Raw genomic sequence first — 14826 nt, forward strand, 5'->3', positions numbered from 1 at the left:
AGCCCATGGCCTGCCCGGATGGTGGAATGCAGACACGGCGAGCTTAAACCTCGCTGCCCCTCGCGGGCGTACCGGTTCAAGTCCGGTTCCGGGCACCTCCCGCACTTGCGACACAGGCGCGGGTCACGACGGGGTGAGGAGTCCTCCCCCCACGTGATCTTTGGTCGGGTCTGTTGAAATTCGAGTCTGTTGACAGAGGACGTACGCAGTCGGAGACTCAAGGCAGAAAATGGTGAAGGAAATTTCACTGGGCGAACGCAAGTGATCTGAGGAACGCGAAGGGGCGTGCCGATGCGTACCACCGTCGGGATCATCGGGGCCGGGCCGGCCGGGCTGTTGCTGGCGCGGCTGCTGCACAACGCGGGGATCGAGTCCGTGGTCCTGGAGAGCCGGGACCGGGCCTACGTGGAGCATCGGCAGCGGGCCGGGATCCTGGAGCAGGGGACCGTCGACGTGCTGCGGGCCGCTGGGGCCGGGGAGCGGATGGACCGGGAAGGGCTGCGGCACGACGGGATCGAGCTGCGGTTCCAGGGACGGCGGCATCGCGTCGACTTCCCCGGGCTCACCGGGGGCAGCTCCGTGATGGTGTACGCGCAGACCGAGGTGTGCAAGGACCTCATCGCCCTGCAGTTGAAGGAGGGCGGACCGCTGCTCTTCGAGGCCGAGGCGCTCGAGGTGGAGGGGGTCGAGGGGGACCGGCCGCGGATCCGGTTCACCTACGAGGGGCGCGAGGACGTGCTCGAGTGTGACTACGTGGTCGGGTGTGACGGTTTCTGGGGGGTCGCGCGGAACGCCGTGCCCGCCGATCTCTCCCGCGTCTTCGAGCGGACGTACCCCTTCGGCTGGCTCGGGATCCTCGCCGATGTCCCGCCCTCGCACGACGAGCTCGTCTACGCCCGCCACGACCGCGGCTTCGCCCTGCTGAGCATGCGCTCGCCCACCGTCTCTCGCCTCTACCTCCAGGTGCCCGAGGGCACGGACGCCGAGGCATGGGGCGACGAGGAGATCTGGGACGAACTGGAGCGGCGGTTCGAGACCGAGGACGGGTGGCAGCTCCGGCGTGGGCCCATCACCGCCAAGTCCGTCACCCCGATGCGCAGCTACGTCCACGAGCCGATGCGGCACGGGCGGCTCTTCCTCGCCGGGGACGCCGCGCACATCGTCCCGCCCACCGGCGCCAAGGGACTCAACCTCGCGGTCGGCGACGTCGTCACCTTCGCCCGTGCCCTGGTCCGGCTCCGTGACACCGGATCGGCCGAACTGCTCGACACCTACTCGGCGACCTGCCTGCGCCGGGTCTGGCAGGCCGAGCGGTTCTCGTACGACATGACGACCATGCTGCACCGCGCCCCCGAAGCGACCCCCTTCGAGGACCGGCTCCAACTCGCCCGTCTTGAGCGGGTCGTCGGCTCGCGGGCGGCCGAGACCGACCTCGCGGACGGGTACACCGGGTTCCCCCTGGACTGACCCGGATCCCTCGGTCCGATCATCGGCCGGTCTCGGTCGTGTCCCGGGTCGGTCATGGATTGGGTGCTCCGTCGCAGGGAATGAGGCCAGCACGTAGCGTGTTCCGCGTCACGACAAGGGAAAGATCCTCCCCAAGCACTAGGTTCTTCCCTTTGCCTACCTATTACTCTTGAGCCAACGCCACGCACGGTGGCCATGGAGGAGTGAAATGAGGAGCAGCAACCCGGTCTTCTCGCGACGGGGGTTCAGCCGCGACAACGGCTACGCGGGATTCAACGCGGCGCCGCAGGCCGGGGGACCCGCTGTCGGCACGCAGGCCAACCCGTACGCCCAGCAGGGCGGCGGCAATCCGTACGCGCAGAACCCTTACGCGCAGCAGGACCTGCAGCACGGCGCTCCGCCGCAGGCTCCGGTCACCACCGGCCGTATGACGATGGACGACGTCGTGATGCGCTCGGGCATGACGCTCGGCACCGTCGCCGTCGGCGCCATCCTGGCCTGGGCCCTGCTGCCGGTCACCAGCACCAGCTTCGGGCTCGCCATCGGCTCCGCCCTCATCGCCTTCGTCCTGGCGATGGTGCAGACCTTCAAGCGCACGGCCTCGCCCGCGCTGATCCTCGGTTACGCCGCCTTCGAGGGCGTCTTCCTCGGGGTCATCAGCGAGATGTACAACAGCCAGTGGTCCGGCGCGCCCTTCCAAGCGGTGCTCGGCACCATGGCGGTGTCCGGCGCGACCCTGCTGGTCTACAAGGCGGGCTGGATCCGTGTGACCGCGCGGTACGCGCGCATCGGCATGGCCATCGCCATCGCCTTCATCCTGGTCATGGCGGTCAACCTGCTGCTCGTCGCCTTCGGCGGGGTCGAGGACGGCGGACTGCGCAGCATGGGCCCGCTGGGCGCGATCGTCGGCATCATCGCGATCATCCTCGGCGCGTTCTTCCTCACCCTCGACTTCAAGCAGATCGAGGACGGCATCGCGTACGGTGCGCCGCGCGAGGAGGCCTGGCTGGCCGCGTTCGGCCTGACCATGACCCTGGTGTGGATCTACGTCGAGATGCTGCGGCTGGTCGCCATCTTCAGCGGTGACGACTAGTCGGGCCGGCCGGTAGCAGCACCGGTCGTCAGTGACTTGAGGGCCCGCGAACCCACCGGTTCGCGGGCCCTTTGTCATGCGGATGCCTGCCGTCTCGGTGGTGCGCGCTCAGAGCAGTTTGCGCGCGGCCCTCCTCAGGTCGTACTCGTGGATGATCGCCTTGGCATGGCCGTATGCGAGGTCGTGCTCGGCGCGGAGCCAGCTGACCTTTTCCTCGAAGCGGAAGAGCGCGGGGCCTTCGTCGACGGTGCGCAGCCAGTCGGAGATCTCACGACCGGTGCAATGGGGGATGCGGGCGAGCAGGTTGCGGTGGGTCTCCTGGGAGAACACTTGGGACATCGGCGCCTCCGGACGCAATGGGGATGTAAGCCGGTCCTTCACGCCACCGTGCCTGAGGGTTGGGTCGTTGGCAACAGTCCTGCTGCGGCGCGTACGCTCGCCGCGTGCTTGATACGACGCCTCTGACCCGTGCCGTGGACCACTTCGCCGACCGGCTGCGGGCCGCGCCACAGAGCCGGCTGCAGCGGGGGGCCGCCGCCGAGGCACTGGGCCTGGCCAGGGAGTTGGCACGGTGGGCCCAGCGTGTGGAGGACCCGTCCGGGGAGCCCCGGGAGATGCCGGACGCGGGGATGTTCGCCGCCGCCGACCAAATCATGGTCGCCGCGCATGATTTGGCGCTCGTACTGAAAGACGAGCGGGAGCTCGCGGAAGCGGTGGGGCTTGTGGCGGAGGCGCAGAAACGCGCCGGAGTCTGATCGACTCCGGCGCGGATGAGAGTTCGTGCGGCTCGTGACTCCTACTTCGTGCGGCTCGTGGCTCGTGGCTCGTGCTTCGTACAGCTCGTGCTTCGTGCGGCTCGTGCTTCGTACGGCTCGTAACTCTTGCCTTGTACGGCTCGCGGCTCCTACAGGGACGCTATGACGCGGTCCGCCAGGATGTAGATGTTCTCGTCGCCGCACGCGAAGGTCAGTGCGTACGCGCCCGAGACGCCGGAGCCGCCGAGGAGGACCGGGGCGGCGCCCGCGTGGAGGGCCGCGGCGAGTTGCTCCGCGGTCTCGCGGTGGCCCGGGGTCATGCACAGGGTCGTACCGTCGGCGAAGACGTAGACGTCGAGGGTGCCGAGCGGGCCGGGGCGGACGTCGGCCAGTGCCGTGCCGGACTCGGCGAGTTCCTCCAGGCAGGCCACCGTGCGCTCATGGTCGTTCACGACGGGTGACTGCACCGGGATGAAGTCCGGGTGGGAGGGGTGGCGGCGGCGGGCCGCGGCGAGTTCGGGGGAGTCCCCGGCGAAGTCGTCGGCGTCCGGGCCCGGCTCGGGCACCGGCTCCAGGTACTCGAGGCCGACGAAGTCCGAGTGGCGAGGCAGGAACGGTTCGCCGTCGGGCAGACCGAGCAGCGAGGGCAGATCGGAGGCGTCACGCGCCTCCTGGGCGGCCCAGAACGCCCGCGCCTCGGCAAGCTCCCGCTCCCGCTCCTCGGCGAGCGCCTCGGCCACGGCAGCGCGTATCTCGTCCGTGTCCGCGGCCGAGCGGGCGGCGGGCACGAGGCCTCTCGCAGCTGTGGCGCGGTTCGCGGCGAGTTCGGTGTGCAGGGCCGTGACCTGCCGGCGCAGTCCCTGAAGGGTGCGCAGAACGGCGACGCCCACGACCGCGGTGGCGGCCGTGGTGAGCAGCAAAGCAATCGGCATGGCGCTCACTGACGTACTCCCGGTTCAAAGTCGACCCCCGACTTCCTACATCAGCTTGAAGGGCGGACTATCCCGCTGTCAGTGCGTAACGTCACGAAAGGGACAGGACTTTGGGCCTGGTGTTTAGTCGCGCAACGGCTCTGACCTGCGTAAATCGCTCTCCGGAGGGAGATAGGTCACATCTTGGGGGGGATTGGATCACAAATCGGCCCAGAGTCCCTGCGGGTACAGGGATCCGGGCCGATTCGGTCACGCTGGGTTCAACTCCCGTGACAGGGACGGTACTAAGCCGTCCTAGCTGAGGCGCTCGATGACCATCGCCATGCCCTGGCCGCCGCCGACGCACATCGTCTCCAGGCCGAACTGCTTGTCGTGGAACTGAAGGCTGTTGATGAGCGTGCCGGTGATGCGGGCGCCGGTCATGCCGAAGGGGTGGCCGACGGCGATGGCGCCGCCGTTCACGTTCAGCTTGTCCAGCGGGATGTTCAGGTCGCGGTAGCTCGGGATCACCTGGGCGGCGAACGCCTCGTTGATCTCGAACAGGTCGATGTCGTCGACGGTGAGGCCGGCGCGCTTCAGGGCCTGCTTCGACGCCTCGACCGGGCCGAGGCCCATGATCTCGGGGGAGAGGCCGGTGACGCCGGTCGAGACGATGCGGGCGAGCGGGGTCAGGCCGAGCTCGCGGGCCTTCGTGTCGGACATGATCACGAGGGCGGCGGCGCCGTCGTTCAGGGGGCAGCAGTTGCCGGCCGTGACGAGTCCGTCGGGGCGGAAGACCGGCTTCAGCCCCTGGACGCCCTCCAGCGTCACACCCGCGCGGGGGCCGTCGTCCTTGGAGACGACCGTGCCGTCCGGCGTCGTGACCGGGGTGATCTCCCGCTCCCAGAAGCCGTTCTTGATGGCTTCCTCGGCGAGGTTCTGCGAGCGGACGCCGAACTCGTCCATGTCCTGGCGTGTGACCCCCTTGAGGCGGGCCAGGTTCTCGGCGGTCTGGCCCATCGCGATGTACGCGTCCGGGACGAGGCCGTCCTCGCGGGGGTCGTGCCAGCTCGCGCCCTCGCTGGCGGCCACGGCGGCGGTACGGGCCAGCGCCTCGGCGAAGAAGGGGTTCTGGGTGTCGGGAAGACCGTCGCTCGAGCCCTTGATGCTGCGCGACACCATCTCGACGCCCGCCGAGATGAAGACGTCGCCCTCGCCCGCCTTGATGGCGTGCAGGGCCATGCGGCTGGTCTGGAGCGACGACGAACAGTAGCGGGTGATGGTGCAGCCCGGGAGGTGGTCCATGCCCATCTGCACGGCGACGATGCGGCCGAGGTTGTAGCCCTGCTCGCCGCCGGGGAGGCCGCAGCCGAGCATCAGGTCGTCGATGTCCTTCGGGTCCAGCTCGGGGACCTTGGCGAGGGCGGCCTCGATGATCGTGGCGGTCAGGTCGTCGGGTCGCACCTCCTTGAGGGAGCCCTTGAAGGCGCGGCCGATCGGGGAGCGGGTGGCTGAGACGATCACGGCTTCGGGCATCGACGGCTCCATTGGCGTACGGGGGTTGGGTATGGCTGCTTGCGAAGTTACCCGTACGTACGGTGTAGGTCACGGGGGTGGGGGTGTGACTCGGGCCGCAATTTCTAAGCGCTTGCTTTTTTCTGGGTGGGCGCCTTTCACTGGCAGGGCGCCCTGCATCGGGGGCGCGGCCGGCTTCTTTCGCCCCCTCCGCCCCTTCCCGTCCCGTTCCTGGGGCTCCGCCCCAGACCCCGCTCCTCAAACGCCGGAGGGCTGAAATTCTTCAGCCAGCGGGGGTCTGGGGGCGGCAGCCCCCAGATACGGGACGGGTAGGGGCGGAGGGGGCGAAAAAACGCCCCTGCTCACGCCGACGGCGCCGGTGTCGGGTCGGTCGCCGGGACGCGGCGTCGGCGGCGGCGTTTGAGGAGGGCCCAGGGGCCGCGGGGGCCGGTGGGCATCGCGGCCGTCACCTCGGTGCCGGGCTCGGAGGCCGCCTCCGCCGCCGCGCGGGCGACCGGCAGGAAGCCCTCACGACGGGAGGCGTCCGGCCGCTCCTCCTCCGCAGGCCAGAGGCTGAGGGCTGCGCAGACCGTCGGGAGGAGCGCCATCGCGGCGGTGGCGTACCCCTCCGCCGAGGGGTGGTAGTTGTCGGGGCCGAACAGCTCCCGCGGATTCGCCGCGAACTCGGGACCCAGCAGGTCGCCCAGCGACACCGTACGACCGCCCTGCTCGACCGTACCGATCGTCTGCGCGGCGGCAAGCTGCCGCGAGGCCCGGCGCGCCAGCCACCGCAGCGGCTGCTGGACCTGCTCGACCGTGCCCAGGTCGGGACAGGTCCCCACGACGACCTCCGCACCGGCCGTGCGCAGCCGCCGTACCGCCGAGGACAGATGACGCACGGAACGCGTCGGCGGCATCCGATGCGTCACATCGTTCGCGCCAATCATGATGACGCAGATATCGGGTACCCGTGAGGTGTCCGCGAGGGTCAGCGCTACCTGGCGGTCCAGGTCGTCTGACTGGGCCCCGGGCAGCGCCACGTTCCGTAGCTCCACCGGACGCTCGGCCACCGCCGCGAGCCCGGACGCGATGAGCGCCCCCGGAGTCTGCCGGGCCCGGTGCACACCCTGGCCGGCGGCCGTCGAGTCCCCGAGCATGGTCAGCCGCAGCGGCGGACCGTCCTGCCCGGCGTATCCGTACCCGTACAGGCCCTCACCGCGCGGCGCGTGCGGTGTGTGTCCGTTGCCCACCACACGTTTCGCCATCTGTACCTCGGCCAGCAGCACGCCGACCGCGGCCGCGCCCACCAAACCGATCCCGCCACCGCCGTACGCAGCGCCCGCCGCGATCCGCCGGGCCACCCTCGCCCTCGACATACCCGCCATGCGTCGCCGTCACCTCCTCATAGCCGTACATCCAGTGCTTGCCCCGTGAAGGCCGTTCTCCAATCTCACCGGTGCGTGAACGGTCATCCGACGCCTTACGCTGACGGGACCATCCCTTTTGAAACACAGCTCCGGAGACAACGGTGCAATTCCACGACTCGATGATCAGCCTCGTCGGCAACACCCCGCTGGTGAGGCTCAACAACGTGACCGCGGGCATCCAGGCGACCGTCCTCGCGAAGGTTGAGTACTTCAACCCCGGCGGGTCCGTGAAGGACCGCATCGCCCTGCGGATGATCGAGGCCGCGGAAGAGAGCGGAGCCCTCCGGCCGGGGGGCACGATCGTCGAGCCGACCAGCGGAAACACCGGAGTCGGGCTCGCCATCGTGGCGCAGACGAAGGGGTACAAGTGCATCTTCGTGTGCCCCGACAAGGTGAGCACCGACAAGATCAATGTGCTCCGGGCGTACGGGGCCGAGGTCGTCGTCTGCCCCACCGCGGTCGACCCCGAGCACCCGGACTCGTACTACAACGTCTCCGACCGGCTCGTGCGCGAGACGCCCGGCGCGTGGAAGCCCGACCAGTACTCCAACCCCAACAATCCCCTCTCGCACTATCACTCCACCGGCCCCGAGCTGTGGGAGCAGACGGAGGGAAGGATCACCCACTTCGTGACGGGCGTGGGCACCGGCGGCACCATCTCCGGGACCGGGCGGTACCTGAAGGACGCCAGTGACGGCAGGGTGCAGGTCGTGGGCGCCGACCCCGAGGGGTCCGTGTACTCCGGCGGCTCCGGGCGGCCGTATCTGGTCGAGGGCGTGGGCGAGGACTTCTGGCCCACCGCGTACGACCGGTCCGTCGCCGACGAGATCGTCGCCGTGTCCGACAAGGACTCCTTCCAGATGACGCGCCGGCTCGCCAAGGAAGAGGGGCTGCTCGTCGGCGGTTCCTGCGGCATGGCCGTCGTCGCCGCGCTGCGGGTGGCCGAGCGGCTCGGGCCCGACGACGTCGTGGTCGTGCTGCTGCCGGACAGCGGGCGCGGCTACCTCAGCAAGATCTTCAACGACGAGTGGATGGCCGACTACGGGTTCCTGGAGGACACCGGGCCGAACGCGCGCGTCGCCGACGTCCTCAACGACAAGGAGCACGGCCGCATCCCGACGCTCGTCCACATGCATCCGGAGGAGACCGTCGGCGAGGCGATCGAGGTGCTCCGCGAGTACGGCGTCTCGCAGATGCCGATCGTCAAGCCGGGCGCCGGGCACCCGGACGTGATGGCCGCCGAGGTCATCGGGTCCGTCGTCGAACGGGAGCTGCTCGACGCGCTGTTCACCAAGCGGGCCTCCCTGGAGGACCCGCTGGAGAAGCACATGTCGGCGCCGCTGCCGCAGGTCGGTTCCGGTGAGCCGGTCGGCGACCTGATGACCGTGCTCGGCGTCGCCGACGCCGCGATCGTCCTCGTCGAGGGCAAGCCCACCGGGGTCGTCAGCCGCCAGGACCTGCTGTCCTTCCTCGCCAAGGGCGGGTCGAAGCAGTGACGGACCGGGGCGGCATCCGGGCCGACCTGGGCGAATGCTTCTGAGCGGCGCTTTCGGTAGGGAACTTCGCGGAAGTGGTACGAGCGCGTCACGTCCGCGCAGCACCGGCTTAACACGGATCCGGCACATTGGTGGATGTCGGCAAGGGCGGGAGCGGCTCCCCGCCCCGGCCGACACCAAAACGGCGTCAAGGACCTCCGGAGCGGCTCCCGGACCTCCATGGACGCCACGGACGCGTAAGCCCGGCCCTGACCCGGCTCGCGTCCCTCGCGGGGACCGCCGTCGTCCCGCCCCCCGGTATCGGGGGTGCGGCGGTCCCCGCGCAAGCTTCGAAGGGCCCGGCACCTGTTGATTCAGGTGGCCGGGCCCTCTTTGTGCCTCTTTGTGCCTCTTTGCGCCTAAACCGGCGCCGCTCTCGCGGACCTGGTTGCTCGCGGTCGTGGTTCCTCAATTGATGGCTGCGGCCGTCCTCGCTCTCAAGACAGCTCGCTCAGTTCTCCCAGTCGCTGTTCTGGGAGGACTTGCGGCGCCTGCCGAAGAAGTTCGGGTGGAGACGCGCGGCCTGGACGATGTTGACCCCCACGATGCCGCCCCAGGCGACCAGGAGGCCGGGCAGCCCCGCGACGCCGCCGCCGATCCCGGACAGGGGGATGGCGAGGACGAGAGAGACGATCCCGAAGCCGAAGCGCTCGCCGAAGGAGTCGCTGGACTGGGGGGTGCGCTCTCCGCGGGCCACCACCATCTGCGTTTCCGCGAGCTGGCGGCGCACCCGGCGGTCGACCACGCTGTCAAAGCGCTGTTCGACCTTCTCCAGGAACGAGTCGACCAAGGCGGACTCGTACTCTTCGCCCAGTTCCTTGCGTGCGTGCAAGGTGGCGTCGAGTTCCTTCTTCAGTTCGGCGTCGCCGTGGGTTTCCATACCGGTCATGGTGTCCACGTTAGGGAGCCGACGGCCCCGTGACACTGGGGTTAGCCCCCCTGTTCGGAGGGGGCTACGCCTCGTCGCCGCATCGGGCTCCGGCTATGTGGCCGACCCGTGCCTGGGGTCGGAGGGTCCTCGTCCTGTCCCTGACCGGAGGATCCGGCGAGTACGGTCACGCCGCCTTCCGGCATCCGCAGGGAGGGGGCGTGGACTGCTGTGGTGCCATTCGGGAAGCGATGGTTGACCGAGTCGAACTGGATTGTGCGGCGTGATGATGCGGTGCCCCTTGCTCGGTCTGCATATCGTCATGCAGAGTTCTCTATGTCTGAATAGGTTGCCAACGGTCAACGGTCCGGCGTTGATCGTCGGCTACTTATGGCCGTCGGGCGAGATCCAATGTTCGGAGTGAGGGAGTTTGCGCTCTATGTCGTCTCGGAATGTGGACGTGCCGAGTGGGGTGAACACCGGTCTCGTGGTGCTGGACGGCTGTAGCACGGGTGTTGCCGACATCGTCCGGCTCGCCGACGGGGCCGCGCGGCCGGTTCCCGGCACCGAGGCGATGAAGCGCGTCGAGGAATCCTGGGACGCGGCCCGGCAGATCGCCGCGAGCGGGCGCGTGTACGGGCGGTCCACCGGCGTGGGCGCCAACCGGAACGAGGATGTGCCGACGGCGTCCGCCGCGGGGCACGGTCTGCGTCTCCTGCGCAGCCACGCCGGGGCGATCGGCGAGGAGCTGCCCGCCCGGCAGGTCCGCGCGATGCTCGCCGTACGCGCCAATCAGCTTCTCGCGGGCGGGGCGGGGCTCCGGCCCACCGTCGTCACGGCCCTGTGCGAGGCACTGGAGACCGGGGTGTACCCGGTGGTGAACGAGTTCGGATCCGTGGGTACGGGGGATATCGCGGCGCTGGCGCAGGTGGGGCTCGCGCTGGCAGGGGAGCATCCTTGGCGGTCCTCCGGGGTGGGTGTCGGACGGTCTCCTGAGGTGGGTGCCGGATGGTCACCCGAGGGACGGTCACCCGACGGGCGGTCTTCAGAGGGACGATCTTCAAGGGGACGGTCTTCAAAGAGACGGTCCTCAGAGGGGCGCCCTGCTGAGGGGGTGGGCCCCGAGCCCCAGCCCCTCGACAACAACGACGCCCTCGCGCTCATCAGCAGTAACGCGCTCACCCTCGGGCAGTCCGCCCTGGCGCTGGACGAGTTGCGTGGGCTGATCGGGGCGACGCAGGTTGTCGCCGCGCTCTCGCTGATCGCGGTGGACGGCTCGCACGAGGCGTACGCGTCGCCCGTGCACGCCGCGCGGCCACACCGCGGGTCGGTCGAAGTGGCGCGGCGGATGCGGGAGTTGATCGGGGCGGCGGACCGGCCGGTGCCACCGCTCGGGCGGATCCAGGACCCGTACGGCTTCCGCTGCGTGCCGCAGATCCACGGGCCCGCGCAGGACGCGGCGGACGCACTGGAGGGCGTCCTCACCGTCGAGATCAACGCCGCCGCCGAGAACCCCCTGATCTCCCCCGAGGACATGGCCGCCTACCACCACGGCGGCTTCTATCAGGCCCAACTCGCCCTCGCCCTGGACCACTTCAGGCTGGCCGTCACACAGGTGGCCCGCCTGTCGACCTCCCGGCTCTCCACCCTCAACGAACCCGCCTACACCCGCCTGCGCCCCTTCCTCGCCGACAGCGAACCCGCGTCCTCCGGCGTGATGATCCTGGAGTACGCCGCCGCGGCCGCCCTCGGTGACCTGCGGGCCTTCTCCGCGCCCGCCTCCCTCGGCCACGCTGTACTCTCCCGGGGCGTCGAGGAACAGGCCAGCTTCGCCTCGCTCGCCGCACGTCAGACCCTGCGGGCCTGCGGTGCGTACCGTCTCGTCGTCGGCTGCGAACTCGTCGCCGCCGTACGGGCGTTGCGCCAGCGCCAGCTGCGGCCGGATCCGGAGCTGCCGGCCGGGCGGGCGCTGGAGCTCGCCGAGTCGGTGCTCGACCCGGAGCACGCCGACCGGCCGCTCACCGACGACGTGGGCGCGGCGGCCGCACTGCTCGACCGGTTCACGGACATCTGGAGGGGGAGCGCGTCATGAGCGGTGTGGACGCAGGTGCCGACGCGGGTGCAGACGCAAGTGCCGACGGGATCACGGGTGTTGACGGGAGTATCGGTATGACGACGGACGGTCCCGCCGCGCGGCTTCAGGCGCTCTTCGAGGGACACCGGCTGACGCCGACCCAGCGGCGGATCGCGCACAGCATGGTGCGGCGCGCCACCGACGTGCCGTTCCTGTCGAGCGTCGAGCTCGCCGAACTCGCCGGGGTCAGCCAGCCGTCCGTCACCCGCTTCGCGGTCGCGCTCGGCTTCGACGGCTACCCGGCGCTGCGCAAGCACCTGCGCGAGGTCGCGCCCGCCGAGCAGAGCGCGGGCTCCGCCTCGTACAACGAGTACCAGCAGGCCGTCGAGGCCGAGATCGAGAACCTGAAGCACCTGGCGGAGGTGCTGGCGGACCCGCGCCCGGTGGCTCGTGCCGGGCGGCTCCTCGCTGCGAGCAGACCGCTGCCCGTGCTCGGTCTGCGCGCCGCCGCCTCCCAGGCGTACGGCTTCGCGTACTTCGCCGCCAAGGTCCACCCCGACGTACGGCTGCTGCACGAGGGCGGCACGATGCTCCACGACCGCATCGACGCGGCCGTGCACGCCGGGGCCACGGCACTGCTCTGCTTCGCGCTGCCTCGGCATCCGCGCGAGGTGGTGGACTCGCTGGCGTACGCCAAGGCGGCCGGCCTGACGGTGGTGACGGTCGCGGACTCGGCGTTCGCGCCGGTGGCGAAGGTGTCGGACCTGCTGCTTCCGGCCGCCGTCGGTACCGGTCTCGCCTTCGACACGGCCTGCGCCCCGATGCTGCTCGGCCGCGTCCTGCTGGAGGCGATGTGCGACGACCTGCCGGACGCGCAGGCGCGCCTTGAGGAGTTCGACGCGCGGGCGGCCGCCCGGGGACTCTTCGTGGAGTAGATCGGATTGGACGGAGTGGGGTTGGAGTAGTCACGGTTTGGTTGAGCCGCCGTACTTCTCAGGTTCGTCTCACCTTCGCTCGCTAGCGTGCTCGCCCGGAGAACTGGGACGCACAAGGAGGCGGAACGTGGGGCGCGGAGGGCAGGGACTGGCCCGAGTGGCTGTCGTCGTGAGAGCGGGCGCCGCACCGCTGTGGTGGTGCGGAGTGTTCGCGGCGGGTATCGGCGTGGTGTTGCCGGGGATCACCGGGCGCCGGATCGGGGTCATGGCCGGGGCGGTGCTGTTCATCGTCGCGGCCGTCGTGGTGGCGTACCGGCGCAGGAAGCGGTACGCCGAACTGGCCCGCTCCGCCGCCCGCGCCAGCAAGCACGATGTGCTCCAGGACCGCGCGGTGACCGTACGGAACTGGCGCCGGGGGCACCGCTGGTGGCTGCTGCTCGCCTTCGTGGCCGCGCTGGGCAGCTCGTTCGCGGTGCCCGCCGCGGGCGGCATGCTGCTCGCCGGCGTGGGCGTCGGCCTGTGGCTGAAGGCGGGCTGGCTCGGGCGACGCGAACGTGCCGAGCAGGAGCTGATCTGGGTGCGCGTCGACTGGCTCGGCAGGGGTGCGGGCGGCCCCGCGGGCAAGCCGGTCAAGGCCTGCCGGGCCACCGGTGTGGCGGCCGGGGACGCCGCGCCCGGCGGAGCGCGGCGCCACTGACGGCGGCCCTGGCGGTACCGGCCGTTGGCCCACACCCGTTGACCAACAGTTGTTGGTCAACGGGTGTGGGCCATCATTCGTTGACCATCGGTTGTTTGCCATCAGCCGTTTGCCATCAGCCGTTGGCCGTTGGCCGTCGGCTTGGCTACACCTCCAGGTCCGCCTCGATCCGGCGCAGCTGGTGGCGGGCCATCGCCAGTCCCGTGGGCGTGTGGGCATCTGCCCGTCAGGCATGAGGGCATGAGGGCATGAGGGCATGAGGGCATGCGGGCATGGGGCATGCGGGGGTGGGCTGTGCGTGCTGCTGTCTGCCTGTTCCGGTGGTACGTCGGTCCGCGGTGCGTCGGTTCGCCGGGGCCGCCAGGAGCTGTCGTCAAATGTCACGCCCACATCAGCAGCGAGGCAAGGGTGACGGCGGCCTGGTAGGCGCCAACGCCGCGCACATGAAGGTCGAGGACTTCGGGCCGGCGCGCCTCAAGGCCCGGTCGACGTACGACTGTTCCTGACCTCACGGGCGTCCTGTGTGGCTTCCGTCGGGCGCGGCGTCGGCTGAACCTCCGGAGCGGGCGTTGCGTATCAGTTCCAGGGGGACAGCTCAGGTCTCCACCACGGGACGGAAGGAGAGCGCAGTGCCCGCACCGCCCGCGTCCGACCCACCGGACGACCGCCCAGCGCTGGAACCCATCCGCGTGCTGCGCCCGCGCCGCACCGACGCGCTGGCCCAGCTGCTCGACGAGATACGCCAGGACAAGGACTACCGCAGCCACGAGACCGTGACCGCACCCGTCCCACACTCCCGGACCGGCGGCAGGACGGAGGAACTCCCGCCTGTCCCTGGCGGCAGGACGGAGGAACTCCCGCCTGTCCCCGGCGGCAGGACGGAGGGACTCCCGCCTGTCCCTGGCGGCAAGGCGGAGGGACCCCCCGCAGCCGGCGGCGACGCCCGCCCGCCGCGTCCCGCAGGTCACCCGCGCCTCGGGCCAGGACAGCGCCGGGCAGCCGTGGTGATCGCGGTCGTCGCGGCGGCCGTCGTCGGCTTCGGCTGCTCCCTCCTGATCCCCGGCCGTACCGACACCACCCCGGCCGCACCCTCGCCGAACGCGTCGGCCGCCCCGACGCCGGCCGCCCCTGGCGTGGTCGGGTCCACCGACGTCCTGACCAACCCCGGCTTCGAGTCGGGCAACCTCGCGCCGTGGAGCTGCACCGGCAACCCGGGCTCGATCATCTCCTCCCCCGTCCACGCGGGCGCCAAGGCCCTCCAGGGGACGGTGAGTTCGAGCGACACCGCGCAGTGCAACCAGACCGTCGAGGTACGACCGAACACCACCTACTCACTCAGCGGCTGGGTCCGCGGCTCCAACGTCTACCTGGGCGTGAACGGCGGTGCCTCCACCTGGACCACTTCCCCCTCCGCATACAGCCCACTGACCGTCTCCTTCACCACAGGCCCCTCCCAGACCAGCGCAACAATCTACGTACACGGCTGGTACGCACAGGGCAGCTATTACGCCGACGACATCACCCTGGACGGGCCCGCCGACGACGGTGA

General features: G+C 70.3%; 13 protein-coding genes, 1 tRNA gene and 2 pseudogenes. 10 read left to right on the top strand and 6 right to left on the bottom strand.

Annotation, left to right across the window (positions count from 1 at the left end):
• Positions 1-12: 12 nt before the first annotated feature.
• From ACFWP7_RS20760 to ACFWP7_RS20770, 3 genes are all read left to right on the top strand, one after another.
• Positions 13-95, top strand: a tRNA-Leu gene (locus tag ACFWP7_RS20760).
• A 196-nt stretch (positions 96-291) separates the two neighbouring features.
• On the top strand, positions 292-1467 hold the full coding sequence (locus tag ACFWP7_RS20765) for a 4-hydroxybenzoate 3-monooxygenase (RefSeq protein WP_384383010.1): 1176 nt from the start codon (positions 292-294) through the stop codon (positions 1465-1467).
• A 208-nt stretch (positions 1468-1675) separates the two neighbouring features.
• Positions 1676-2560 carry a Bax inhibitor-1/YccA family protein gene (locus ACFWP7_RS20770; RefSeq protein ID WP_384383011.1) on the top strand — a complete coding sequence of 295 codons (885 nt, stop codon included), beginning with the start codon at positions 1676-1678 and terminating at the stop codon, positions 2558-2560.
• Positions 2561-2668: 108 nt separating this feature from the next.
• Here ACFWP7_RS20770 and ACFWP7_RS20775 read toward each other — a convergent pair whose 3' ends face one another.
• Positions 2669-2899 carry a DUF4287 domain-containing protein gene (locus ACFWP7_RS20775; protein ID WP_148008763.1) on the bottom strand — a complete coding sequence of 77 codons (231 nt, stop codon included), beginning with the start codon at positions 2897-2899 and terminating at the stop codon, positions 2669-2671.
• A 104-nt stretch (positions 2900-3003) separates the two neighbouring features.
• Here ACFWP7_RS20775 and ACFWP7_RS20780 point away from each other — a divergent pair, with 104 nt between their 5' ends.
• Positions 3004-3315 (top strand): hypothetical protein, encoded by a 312-nt coding sequence (locus tag ACFWP7_RS20780; RefSeq protein WP_384383012.1) that lies wholly within the window; start codon positions 3004-3006, stop codon positions 3313-3315.
• 149 nt (positions 3316-3464) lie between these two features.
• On the opposite strand, the gene ACFWP7_RS20785 is transcribed toward ACFWP7_RS20780, so the two are convergent.
• The 3 genes from ACFWP7_RS20785 to ACFWP7_RS20795 form a co-directional block, all read right to left on the bottom strand.
• Positions 3465-4247 (bottom strand): hypothetical protein, encoded by a 783-nt coding sequence (locus ACFWP7_RS20785; protein ID WP_384383013.1) that lies wholly within the window; start codon positions 4245-4247, stop codon positions 3465-3467.
• Positions 4248-4541: 294 nt separating this feature from the next.
• Entirely contained in the window at positions 4542-5762 is a 1221-nt protein-coding gene (locus ACFWP7_RS20790) for an acetyl-CoA C-acetyltransferase (RefSeq protein ID WP_384383014.1), read from the bottom strand.
• Between the two features lie 341 nt (positions 5763-6103).
• The gene (locus ACFWP7_RS20795) at positions 6104-7126 is read right to left on the bottom strand and encodes an SGNH/GDSL hydrolase family protein (protein WP_384383015.1); all 1023 of its coding nucleotides are present in this window, start codon (positions 7124-7126) and stop codon (positions 6104-6106) included.
• A gap of 143 nt (positions 7127-7269) precedes the next feature.
• On the opposite strand from ACFWP7_RS20795, the gene ACFWP7_RS20800 reads away from it, so the two are divergent.
• On the top strand, positions 7270-8664 hold the full coding sequence (locus ACFWP7_RS20800) for a cystathionine beta-synthase (protein ID WP_384383016.1): 1395 nt from the start codon (positions 7270-7272) through the stop codon (positions 8662-8664).
• A gap of 490 nt (positions 8665-9154) precedes the next feature.
• Here the strand turns inward: ACFWP7_RS20800 and ACFWP7_RS20805 are convergent, their stop codons facing one another.
• Together ACFWP7_RS20805 and ACFWP7_RS20810 are read right to left on the bottom strand one after the other, a co-directional pair.
• Positions 9155-9592 carry a hypothetical protein gene (locus ACFWP7_RS20805; protein WP_384383017.1) on the bottom strand — a complete coding sequence of 146 codons (438 nt, stop codon included), beginning with the start codon at positions 9590-9592 and terminating at the stop codon, positions 9155-9157.
• A gap of 134 nt (positions 9593-9726) precedes the next feature.
• Positions 9727-9846, bottom strand: a pseudogene (locus ACFWP7_RS20810) (ABC transporter ATP-binding protein); the annotation flags it as partial.
• Between the two features lie 164 nt (positions 9847-10010).
• On the opposite strand from ACFWP7_RS20810, the gene ACFWP7_RS20815 reads away from it, so the two are divergent.
• The 5 genes and pseudogenes from ACFWP7_RS20815 to ACFWP7_RS20835 all read left to right on the top strand — a co-directional run.
• The gene (locus tag ACFWP7_RS20815; RefSeq protein ID WP_384383018.1) at positions 10011-11663 is read left to right on the top strand and encodes an aromatic amino acid ammonia-lyase; all 1653 of its coding nucleotides are present in this window, start codon (positions 10011-10013) and stop codon (positions 11661-11663) included.
• Between the two features lie 77 nt (positions 11664-11740).
• Positions 11741-12580, top strand: a complete 840-nt coding sequence (locus ACFWP7_RS20820; RefSeq protein WP_384383019.1) for a MurR/RpiR family transcriptional regulator — start codon at positions 11741-11743, stop codon at positions 12578-12580.
• Positions 12581-12707: 127 nt separating this feature from the next.
• A complete protein-coding gene (locus ACFWP7_RS20825; protein ID WP_384383020.1) occupies positions 12708-13277 on the top strand; it encodes a hypothetical protein in 570 nt (189 codons plus the stop codon).
• Positions 13278-13654: 377 nt separating this feature from the next.
• Entirely contained in the window at positions 13655-13783 is a 129-nt protein-coding gene (locus ACFWP7_RS20830) for a hypothetical protein (RefSeq protein ID WP_384383021.1), read from the top strand.
• Between the two features lie 642 nt (positions 13784-14425).
• Positions 14426-14824: pseudogene (locus tag ACFWP7_RS20835) on the top strand (carbohydrate binding domain-containing protein); the annotation flags it as partial.
• Positions 14825-14826: the final 2 nt, after the last annotated feature.

Origin of the sequence: Streptomyces sp. NPDC058470, assembly GCF_042721055.1 — a bacterium.
Classification (GTDB): Bacteria; Actinomycetota; Actinomycetes; order Streptomycetales; family Streptomycetaceae; genus Streptomyces.

Coding starts and splice junctions, on each gene's coding strand:
- ACFWP7_RS20765 (WP_384383010.1), top strand. CDS start 292: ATGCGTACCACCGTCGGGATCATCGGGGCCGGGCCGGCCGGGCTGTTG.
- ACFWP7_RS20770 (WP_384383011.1), top strand. CDS start 1,676: ATGAGGAGCAGCAACCCGGTCTTCTCGCGACGGGGGTTCAGCCGCGAC.
- ACFWP7_RS20775 (WP_148008763.1), bottom strand. CDS start 2,899: ATGTCCCAAGTGTTCTCCCAGGAGACCCACCGCAACCTGCTCGCCCGC.
- ACFWP7_RS20785 (WP_384383013.1), bottom strand. CDS start 4,247: ATGCCGATTGCTTTGCTGCTCACCACGGCCGCCACCGCGGTCGTGGGC.
- ACFWP7_RS20790 (WP_384383014.1), bottom strand. CDS start 5,762: ATGCCCGAAGCCGTGATCGTCTCAGCCACCCGCTCCCCGATCGGCCGC.
- ACFWP7_RS20795 (WP_384383015.1), bottom strand. CDS start 7,126: ATGGCGGGTATGTCGAGGGCGAGGGTGGCCCGGCGGATCGCGGCGGGC.
- ACFWP7_RS20805 (WP_384383017.1), bottom strand. CDS start 9,592: ATGACCGGTATGGAAACCCACGGCGACGCCGAACTGAAGAAGGAACTC.
- ACFWP7_RS20815 (WP_384383018.1), top strand. CDS start 10,011: ATGTCGTCTCGGAATGTGGACGTGCCGAGTGGGGTGAACACCGGTCTC.
- ACFWP7_RS20820 (WP_384383019.1), top strand. CDS start 11,741: ATGACGACGGACGGTCCCGCCGCGCGGCTTCAGGCGCTCTTCGAGGGA.
- ACFWP7_RS20830 (WP_384383021.1), top strand. CDS start 13,655: ATGTCACGCCCACATCAGCAGCGAGGCAAGGGTGACGGCGGCCTGGTA.